Source organism: Cellulosimicrobium cellulans, assembly GCF_006539945.1.
Classification (GTDB): Bacteria; Actinomycetota; Actinomycetes; order Actinomycetales; family Cellulomonadaceae; genus Cellulosimicrobium; species Cellulosimicrobium cellulans.
The window spans coordinates 19,338-29,002 of the sequence record NZ_BJNZ01000039.1 but is presented as its reverse complement, the minus strand read 5'-3'; the positions used below and the strand labels follow the sequence as shown (position 1 = coordinate 29,002).

Annotated in this window: 9 protein-coding genes; 8 read left to right on the top strand and 1 reads right to left on the bottom strand. The window is 73.5% G+C overall.

The window, feature by feature from the left end:
* A partial coding sequence (locus tag CCE02nite_RS19335) for an integrase core domain-containing protein (RefSeq protein WP_141391217.1) occupies positions 1-282 on the top strand: 282 nt, incomplete at its 5' end.
* Between the two features lie 178 nt (positions 283-460).
* On the top strand, positions 461-826 hold the full coding sequence (locus tag CCE02nite_RS19330; protein WP_141391216.1) for a hypothetical protein: 366 nt from the start codon (positions 461-463) through the stop codon (positions 824-826).
* A 606-nt stretch (positions 827-1,432) separates the two neighbouring features.
* Here the strand turns inward: CCE02nite_RS19330 and CCE02nite_RS19325 are convergent.
* Positions 1,433-2,080: a TetR/AcrR family transcriptional regulator gene (locus tag CCE02nite_RS19325; RefSeq protein WP_170227384.1), complete on the bottom strand. Its 648-nt coding sequence runs from the start codon at positions 2,078-2,080 to the stop codon at positions 1,433-1,435.
* Positions 2,081-2,263: 183 nt separating this feature from the next.
* On the opposite strand from CCE02nite_RS19325, the gene CCE02nite_RS19320 reads away from it, so the two are divergent.
* The 6 genes from CCE02nite_RS19320 to CCE02nite_RS19295 all read left to right on the top strand — a co-directional run bounded on the left by CCE02nite_RS19320 (position 2,264) and on the right by CCE02nite_RS19295 (position 9,652).
* Complete coding sequence (locus CCE02nite_RS19320) at positions 2,264-3,832, top strand: MFS transporter (RefSeq protein WP_255318989.1); 1,569 nt, start codon at positions 2,264-2,266, stop codon at positions 3,830-3,832.
* A 97-nt stretch (positions 3,833-3,929) separates the two neighbouring features.
* Positions 3,930-5,789 carry a metallophosphoesterase family protein gene (locus tag CCE02nite_RS19315; RefSeq protein WP_141391214.1) on the top strand — a complete coding sequence of 620 codons (1,860 nt, stop codon included), beginning with the start codon at positions 3,930-3,932 and terminating at the stop codon, positions 5,787-5,789.
* 54 nt (positions 5,790-5,843) lie between these two features.
* Positions 5,844-6,548 (top strand): YceI family protein, encoded by a 705-nt coding sequence (locus tag CCE02nite_RS19310; protein WP_170227383.1) that lies wholly within the window; start codon positions 5,844-5,846, stop codon positions 6,546-6,548.
* Between the two features lie 34 nt (positions 6,549-6,582).
* Positions 6,583-7,317, top strand: coding sequence for a metal-dependent transcriptional regulator (locus tag CCE02nite_RS19305; RefSeq protein WP_255318988.1), 735 nt, complete (start codon positions 6,583-6,585; stop codon positions 7,315-7,317).
* A 113-nt stretch (positions 7,318-7,430) separates the two neighbouring features.
* Complete coding sequence (locus CCE02nite_RS19300; protein ID WP_141391212.1) at positions 7,431-8,711, top strand: MFS transporter; 1,281 nt, start codon at positions 7,431-7,433, stop codon at positions 8,709-8,711.
* A 284-nt stretch (positions 8,712-8,995) separates the two neighbouring features.
* A complete protein-coding gene (locus CCE02nite_RS19295; protein WP_255318987.1) occupies positions 8,996-9,652 on the top strand; it encodes a vitamin K epoxide reductase family protein in 657 nt (218 codons plus the stop codon).
* Positions 9,653-9,665 lie beyond the last annotated feature (13 nt).

The window sequence follows — 9,665 nt, the reverse complement described above, 5'->3', positions numbered from 1 at the left end:
TTCACCGACCGGCTCATCGAGCACGGCATCGACGCGTCGGTCGGGTCTGTCGGCGACGCCTACGACAACGCTTTGGCCGAGTCCCAGATCGGCCTCTACAAGACCGAGCTCATCCACCGTGAGGGGCCGTGGAAGGGCCGCGACCAGGTCGAGGCGGCAACCCTTGAGTGGGTCCACTGGTTCAATACCGAACGGACCCACGGGTCCATCGACGACCTCACGCCGATCGAGGCCGAGGCGTTCTACTACAGTCACCGACAGCGCCAAGCCGTCCCGGCCTGACGCAACCCCCCGAGTCTCCGGACTCACCGGGGCGACTCACTCCGGTCAATGCCTCGCCGCCACACTCCACTGGATGCAGAGCATCATTCGGTAACCCCGACCTGGCCGGGTGCGTCCGTCCGATCTGGACGTCCCCGTGAAGCACACTTGGTGGACGCTTCAACACGAAGGACGGGGTATGCGGATCGAGGTGCGGTCTGTTGATGTCGGCCCGTCGCCGCCCGTTGTCGTCGACTCGCCTGCTGGCAGGTTCGGCGCGACCTGGCGGGGCCCGGCGCCCGGTGTCGGCGACGTCATCGACGTCGAGATCGACTGCGCGCCCTGTCAGTGGGCGGAAGTCGTCATCGGAACCGCTGCTGGAGAGCTGCCTCCGGGATCGCTGCATGGCGTCATCGAACGGGTAGAGAGCGACGGCGTGGCTGTTCTGCGCTCGGGGCCCGCTATCACGCTGCTCGAGATGGTCGGTCCCCCACCCGACGGCATGCTCGGAGCACGAGTCGCCATTCCAGCGTCGGACATCCGGCTCTTCCCCAGCAACCTTTAGCAACACGGCCTAGTGGCGCGGCCGCGCGGACGAGAGCAAGGTCCTCGGGCGTCGGCTCACCCTCGGCCGAGAGCCGGAAACCGGCCGCCTCCAGCAGGTGGCGCGCTCGCACGTACGCGCCCGCACCGGCCGGTCCGACCCGCACCTCGGCCAGGGTGAGGGAGTGGACCACGATCCTGTCGGGTCCGTGTTCGAGGACGATCGCCGTCACTTCCGCGTGGTGCACGTCCCACGGGTTGGAGGCAGCGATCACGATGTTCGCGTCGCCGACGATCACTCGTCCCAACTCACGGACGTCGTCGAAATAGTCGTCCGCGTGGTACTCCGAGAGTGTCGTCAGCGCGGTGACCGCTCGGCCCTGCTCGGCTGTGCGGCGGCGTCCTCCTGCTCGATGGCTGACGCGCCCTCTTCGAAGAGACGAGTGAGGAGGCTGGTCGCGGGCGGACCCGACCACCGTCGTCGGGCGACCGCGAGCGCGCGCGACGGACTCGGGCTCCGTGATCGCGTGACGCGGCTTGAGCGGGGGCGCGGACCGGGAGCAGTACTGGGGTGCGCAGGTGTGACGCTGAAGCCGGGCGGCGTGGGTGCGGGTTCGCCTCCGCCCGCTCAGTCCTCGATGCGCTGCTGCGCCCGGCCCGGACGTCGCAGCGCGACCAGCTCGCCGATGATCTGGAGGAGGTCGTCGACGTCGTCGCCCGGGCGCGGGCCGCGGAAGGCGAGGTCCTCGCCCGCGGCGTCCGCGGCGTCGTCGGCCGCGGGGGCGCCACCGGTGACGCGCCCGAGCACGTCGCTGCTCAGCGCGGCGTGCGCGTAGAGCCCGTCGCTGAGCAGGACGATCGCGTTCGCGACGACGGGGTCGCCGACCTCGTCGAGGACGGCGCGCGTCCACGCGTCGTGCGCGCCGTCGAGCGCGGCGCGGGCGCGCGGGTACGACCCCTGCGCCAGGCGCGAGACGGCGAGGTAGACGAGCTCGAACTCGGTGTCGACGAGCGTCGAGGTGCGGATGAGGTAGTCGACGGCGCCCGCGGGCGCGGCGCGCATCGTCTCGACGTCGGCGGCGGTGAGCTCGCGCAGGTGCTCGGTGAGGCCGTCGGCGAGCGCGGCCTTGGACCCGAAGTGGTAGAGCAGCCCGCCCTTGGAGACCCCAGCACGATCGGCGACGGCCTCGAGCGTGGCGGCGCGCTCGCCCTGCTCGACGAGCAGCGACGCGAACGCGCGCAGGACCTTTGCGCGGGCGGCGGGGGGCGGCGGCATGGCTCCGAGGGTAGTGGGCGGGCTCGGCGCGAGCACCGACCGCGGGGGAGCAGTGCGCGGCGTCACACCGGGCTGGGGATGACGACGGGGCGCGACATCGTTACTGTACCGTCTGGACGGTTTGGAAGTTCGGCGCCACCGCGTCGCCCCGACCGTCCGGAAGACGTGGAAGGACCTCTCGCCGTGACGAACCCCGTGACGACGACCTCGACGGTCGGCCGGGCCGCGAGCGGCCAGCACGCGCCCGCGACGCGCGGACCCGCGCGCGGTGCCGCCGGCCGCTGGTTCGCGCTCGCCGTGCTGATGCTCCCGGTGCTGCTCGTGTCGATCGACAACACCGTGCTGAGCTTCGCGCTGCCCCAGATCTCCGAGTCGCTGCGGCCCAGCGGGACGCAGCTGCTGTGGATCATCGACATCTACCCGCTCGTGCTCGCCGGCCTGCTCGTGCCGATGGGCTCGTTCGCCGACCGTGTCGGCCGCCGCCGGCTGCTCCTCGTCGGTGCGGTCGGCTTCGCCGCCGTGTCGGTCGTCGCTGCCTACGCGCCCACGGCCGGGGCGCTCGTCGCCTCGCGTGCCGCGCTCGGTTTCTTCGGCGCGATGCTCATGCCGTCGACGCTCTCGATCCTGCGCAACGTGTTCGTCGACCGCGAGGAGCGCCGCCTCGCCATCGCGATCTGGGCGGCCGGGTTCGCCGCGGGGTCGGCGCTCGGCCCGATCGTCGGCGGGTTTCTGCTCGAGCACTTCTGGTGGGGCTCGGTGTTCCTCCTCGCCGTCCCCGTGCTCGTGCTGCTGCTCGCGCTCGCGCCGTTCTTCGTGCCCGAGTCGCGCGACCCCGCCCCGGGGCGCGTCGACGTGCTGTCGATCGTGCTCGTCATGGCGACGATGACCCCGGTCGTCTACGGCATCAAGATGCTCGCGAAGTCCGGGGTGAGCACGCTCGCGCTCGGGAGCGTCGTCGTCGGCCTGGTCGCCGGGGCGCTGTTCGTGCGCCGCCAGCTCCGCCGACCCGACCCGATGATCGACGTGCGCCTGTTCACCCACGGCGCGTTCAGCGGCGCCGTGCTCGTCAACCTGCTCTCGGTGTTCTCGCTCGTCGGGTTCCTGTTCTTCGTGTCCCAGGACGTGCAGCTCGTGCTCGGGCTCACGCCGATGCAGGCGGGCGTCGCGCTCCTGCCGGGCCTGATCGTCATGATCGTGGCGGGCCTGGGCGTCGTGCGGGTCGTGCGCCGCGTGCGCCCGGCGCACGTCGTCGCCGTCGCGCTGCTCTTCTCCGCGACGGGGTACGCGATCGTCGCCGCGGGCGCGGGGCAGAGCACGCTCGCCCTGCTCATGGTGGCGTTCGTCGTACTGTCCCTCGGGGTCGGCGCGGCCGAGACCGTGTCCAACGACCTCATCGTGTCGTCCGTCCCCGCCGCCAAGGCGGGCGCGGCGTCCGCGATCTCGGAGACCGCGTACGAGGTCGGCGCCGTGCTCGGCACCGCCGTCCTCGGCAGCATCCTCACGGCGTCGTACCACGCGAACGTCGTCGTCCCGGCGGGCGTGCCCGCGGCCGACTCCGTCGCCGCGGCCGAGACGCTCGGCGGCGCGACCCAGGTCGCGTCCACCCTGCCCGCGGGGCAGGCGCAGGCGCTGCTCGACTCCGCGCACGCCGCGTTCGGCAGCGGCGTGGGCACGACGTCGCTCATCGGCGTGGTGCTCATGCTCGTCGCCGCGGGCGTGGCGCTCGTCACGCTCCGGGACGCGAAGTCCTGACGGAGCGCCGTCCCGCGCCCCCCGCCGCACCCGGGCGGCCGGGGGCGCGGCCCTCGCGGTTGGCGGCGGGAGCCGCGATCCGGGAGGCTGGGCGGTGATGAGCCGTCCGCACCGCACCCCGCCCCGCTGGGTCCGCTGGACCCTCGCCGTCCTGCTCGCGCTCGTGCCGTGCGTCGTGTGGGGGGTGACGACCGCGACCGCCGAGCGCAGCCTCGGCCCCCACGAGGCGCTCTACGAGGTCACGACGAACGGCCTCGTCACCGTCGACCTCGGCCCGCTCGGGACGATCCAGATCGACTCCCCGCTGCCGCTCGGCCTCGGCGCCGACGTCACGGTGGAGGAGATCCCGGCGGACCTCACCGCGGTCGGGCAGGCCGACACGCTGGAGGGCCTGTCGCAGGACCTCGAGGACTACCTGCGCTTCTTCGGCGGCCCGCAGGAGACCATCGGCTCCGTCGCGCGGGCCCTCGTCGTCGACGCGCTGCGCCGGACCGGGTTCGCGATCCTCGTCGTCGCGGCGGTCGGCGCAGGGCTCTACCTCCTGCTCGGCCCGCCGCGGCGCCGCGAGCTCACCGAGCGTGTCGCTCCGCGGACGTACGAGATCACGGCGGGGGTCGTCCTCGTGTCGCTCGTCGCCGCGTCGCTCGTCGCGAGCGACCCCGGGACGACGACCGGGCCGTCCCAGCGCGCGTCCGCCGTGTTCGACGGGACCCCGCTCGAGGGGGCGCGCATCACCGGCCGGCTCGCCGGCGTCGTCGACACCTACGGGGCGATGCTCATCGACCTCTACCGCGAGAACGAGGACTTCTACGCGCGCGCGGACGCCAACCTCGTCGCCGCGTGGGACCGGCGCGAGCGCATCCAGCGCCTCACCACGCCGCTGCCCGCGGCGACGGCGGCGTCCGACGACGAGCCGTCGCCCGACGGGGCGACGTCGCCCGACGGGACCGGCACCACGGGGGACGAGGACGGCGCGACCGACGCCCCGCCGTCGGGCCCCGGAGACGAGGACGCGGGCGGCGACGTCTCCGGTGCCGAGGAGTCGGCCGACGCCGAGGCGACGGAGGAGCCCGCCCCGGAGCCCGCGGCCGAGGAGGACCTCGTCACGCTCCTGGTCGTGAGCGACCTGCACTGCAACACCGGCATGACGCCGCTCATCCGGACCGCGGCAGAGCGCTCCGGGGCGTCGATCGTGCTCAACGCCGGGGACACGACGATGAACGGCACGGCGGTCGAGTCGTTCTGCGTCGACTCGTTCGCGTCCGCGGTGCCGAAGGGCGTGACCATGGTCGTCTCCGACGGCAACCACGACAGCGTCGAGACCTCGGCGCAGGAGCGGGCCAACGGCCAGACCGTGCTGGACGGGAAGGTCGTCGAGGTCGAGGGGATCCGCATCCTCGGCGACCGCGACCCGCTCGAGACGCGCCTCGGCCTGGGCAGCCAGCCGCCGCGCGAGGAGACCCCCGAGGAGTACGCGGCCCGCATCACCGAGGTCGCGTGCTCCGAGCAGGAGGACGGCGACGGGATCGACCTCCTCCTCATCCACACGCCGCGCATGGGGAACGAGGCGCTCGACTCCGGCTGCGTGCCGAACCAGATCTCCGGGCACATGCACACCCGGTCCGGGCCGGAGCGGACGGGCGGCGGCGTCCGGTACGTGAGCGGCAGCACCGCGGGCGCGGTCAAGGACCAGCTCCGCATCGGCCCGCTCAAGGGCACCGCCGAGATGACGGTGCTGCGCTTCGACCCCGAGCGGCGCCGCATCGTCGACTGGCAGCTCGTGCAGATCGGGACCGACGAGTCCGCGAAGGTCTGGCCGCGCATCGCCTGGCCCACGCCGTCGGGCGTGCCGGTGGTCGAGGAGCCGGCCGGTGACGACGGCAGCGAGGAGGGTGTCGAGGGCGAGGACGTCCCCACCGACGCTCCCACGCAGGACGCGCCCGCCACCGAGGGCTGAGACGGCGCGCGTCGGTCCTGGCCGCGGGCGGCCGGACGCGGCAGGATGTGCCGTATGAGCAGGTCCACGCGCTGGATCGTCGTGTCGGTGGTCCTCGCGCTCGTCGTGGTGCTCCTCGCGCCGTTCGTGTACTCGGAGGTGCGAGAGGGCCGGACTCCACCGCCGCTGGGCCTGCAGTCGCCGGGGGAGGAGACGGCGTCCGCGGCGCCCGCCGAGCCGGGACCGTTCGACGTCGACGGCGAGTGGGTCGTCGGGCCGGGGTCCGAGGCGGGATTCCGCGCCGACGTCCTCGACGTGCCGGCCGACGAGGCCGTGCTCCTGGGCGTCACCCCGGACGCCGCCGGGACGTTCCGCGTGCGGTCGGGGACGTTGCAGACCGCGACCGTGACGGTCGAGACGACGACGCTCCGGACCGGGTCCGCCGTCGCGGACCGCCAGCTCCAGCAGGCCCTCGAGACCGACCTCTACCCGACCACGCTCTTCTCGCTCACCTCGCCGCTCGACGTGAGCGAGCTGGGGACCACGACCACGCCGGTGCGCCTCGAGGCGTCGGGCGCGCTGACGATCCGCGACGAGACCCAGGCCGTGACGGTCGCGCTCGAGGCGCAGCGGTCCGGCGACGGCGTCCTCGCGACCGGTGCGATCGGCGTCCGCTTCTCCGACTACGGCATCGCCGTGCCGCCGGCCGCGCCGGTCCAGGTGCGCGACGAGGGCACGGTCGAGGTGCGGCTCCAGCTGGTCCGACCCGCGAGCCCCTGAGAGTCGCGACGGGCCCGTGACCTAGGGTGGTCGGGTGGACCACCCGACCGACCTGACGCCCGTCGCCCAGGACTACCTGAAGGTCGTCTGGGCCGCCCAGGAGTGGTCGGACGAGAGGGTGACGACCAAGCTCCTCGCCGAGCGCATCGGTGTCGGCGCGTCGACGGTCTCGGAGACCGTGCGCCGGCTCAGCGCCCAGGGTCTCCTCGAGCACGCGCCCTACGGGGCGATCACGCTCACCGAGCGCGGGCGCAGCCTCGCGCTCGCGATGGTGCGACGCCACCGGCTCCTCGAGACCTACCTCGTGTCCGAGCTCGGGTACGGCTGGGACGAGGTGCACGACGAGGCCGAGGTGCTCGAGCACGCCGTCTCCGACCTGCTCATGGAGCGGATCGACGCGCGCCTCGGGCACCCGACGCGCGACCCGCACGGCGACCCGATCCCCGGTGCGGACGGGAGCGTCGTCCGCCCGCCCGCGGTGCCGCTCGCGGACCTCGTCGTGGGGGACCGGGGGACCGTGGCACGGATCTCCGACGCCGACCCGGACGTCCTGCGCTACCTCGCGGAGATCGGGGTCGGCCTGGACACCGGCGTCGAGGTGCGCGAGCGGCGCGAGTACGCCGGCATCCTCTCGGTCGTCTGGTCGCCGCCCGATGCTGCCGGCCCGGGCTCCGGTCCCGCCGCCGGGCGTCCGACGCCGCCCGCGCAGCTCGGCCTGCGCGCCGCGGACCACGTGTGGGTCGTGCGCGCGGAGCCCGTCTCCGCCTAGACTGGCCGCCTGCCCCTGTTCTCGTCGCCGATGTCGCCGACGCTCCTCGAATCGATTCGATAACGGTCGGTCCGAGGCCCACCGCCGCACTGCGCCCGACGCCCGAGGACCTGATGACCGACAGCACCGCCACGCCCGCACCCCCGGCGGACGCACCCCCCGCGCGCGCCGGGCGCCTGCGCGGGGCCGGACCCGCGCTCCTCGCGCTCGCGATGGGCGGCTTCACGATCGGCACCACCGAGTTCGCGACGATGGGCCTGCTGTCCGACATCGCGACCGACCTGGACGTCTCGATCCCCACCGCAGGGCACGCGATCACGGCCTACGCCGTCGGCGTCGTCGTCGGTGCCCCGCTGCTCACCGTCGTCGCGGCGCGCCTGCCCCGCAAGACGCTGCTCGTCGCCCTCATGGCTTTCTACACGCTCGGGAACCTGTTCTCCGCGACCGCCGGGAGCATCGAGACGCTCGTCGCCGGGCGGTTCCTCGCGGGGCTGCCGCACGGCGCGTTCTTCGGCGTCGGTGCCGCGGTCGGTGCCGCCGTCGCCGGCCCCGGACGCCGCGGACGCGCCGTCGCGACGATGATGGCCGGACTGACGATCGCGAACGTCGTCGGAGTCCCGCTCTCGACCTTCGCCGGGCAGCAGCTCGGCTGGCGCGCCGCGTTCGTCGTGGTGGGCGCGCTCGGCCTCGTCACGCTCGCCGCCCTGTGGTGGCTCATCCCGGCCGGCGCGGGGAACGAGGACTCGAGCGTGCGCCGCGAGCTCGGCGCGCTGCGCAACGGACCCCTGTGGCTCGGGTTCGTCGGCGCCGCGGTCGGGTTCGGCGGCATGTTCGCCGTCTACTCCTACGTCGAGCCGACCATCACGCGCGTCACCGGCCTGTCGTCCGCCGCCGTGCCGCTCGTCCTCGCGATCTTCGGCGTCGGCATGACCGCCGGCACGGTCCTCGGCGGCCGGCTCGCCGACCGCTCCGTCATGCGCACCGTCTACCTCGGGTTCGTCGCCACCGGCGTGACGCTCGCGCTGTTCGCCCTCACGGGCGAGCACCCCGTCCCCGCCGTGCTGTCGCTCTTCCTGCTCGGCGTGACCTCCCAGGTACTCGGCCTCTCGCTCCAGACGCGCCTCATGGACCTGTCGCCCGCCGCGCCCTCGCTCGGCGCGGCGCTGTGCCACTCCGCGCTCAACGTCGGCAACGCGAACGGAGCGTTCCTCGGCGGCCTCGTCATCGCCGCCGGCTGGGGCTACCTCGCCCCGGCCTGGACCGGCGTCGTCCTCACCGTCGCCGGCCTCGCGATCATCCTCCTCGTCGGCCGCCGCCCCGCCGGCGTCGTCGGCGCGACCCCGCCCGCCGACGCCCGCACGCCTGCCATGGAGCCGGTCAGCCCGCCGAGGTAGTGCCCAGGTCCGCGAGGTAGAGCCCTGGTCTGTCGAGGTAGAGCCCTGGTCGTGGTGAGCGCCGACCCGGGTGAATCGAGACCACCCAGGGTGACCACACGCCGTCGGGAAGGGCGACCACGCCTCTACCTCGGCGGACCACGCCTCTACCTCGGCGGACCACGCCTCTACCTCGGCGGGCTCCCAGCCGGGACCCAGCGGCGCGCGGTAGGTTGTGCCCTGCGCGCACCGCCGTGCGCCCCGTCACGTCCGGCGCGAGCCGGTGACCCACGAGGAGCGTCCCCGTGAGCAAGAGCGCCACCGCCGGTGCGAGCGTGTCCGCCGACCACGACGACGAGCTGCTGCCGTCGTCCGGTCCCCGCCCGATCAGCGCGCGCGCGATGGGCTGGCTGCTCGTCGTGCTCGGCGCGATCGGTCTCGCCGGCTCGGCGGCGCTGGCGATCGAGAAGTTCCTCAAGCTCGCGGACCCGAACCACGTGCCGTCGTGCAGCCTCAACGCGCTGCTCGACTGCGGCGACGCGATGGACTCCTGGCAGGGTGCGCTCCTCGGGTTCCCGAACCCCTTGCTGGGCATCGCGGCGTTCCCGGTCGTCATCACGACGGGCGTGGTGCTGCTCGCGGGCGCGCGGCTCCCGCGCTGGTACTGGCTCTCGCTCCTTGGCGGGACGACCCTCGGCATGGGCCTGATCGTCTTCCTCATCTGGACGACGATGTACGAGATCTCGGCGATGTGCCCCTACTGCATGGTCGTGTGGTTCGCCATGCTCCCGCTGTTCTGGTACCAGGTGGTCCACGCGGTCCAGGAGGGGTACCTGCCCGCGGGCGACGGCGTGCGACGCACGCTCGTGGGCAACCGGCACCTGTTCCTGGCGATCGGCTACGTCGCGCTCGTCGCGTGGATCCTGCTGGTCAAGGGCCCCATCATCATGACGCTGTTCTGACACCCTCGGGTGC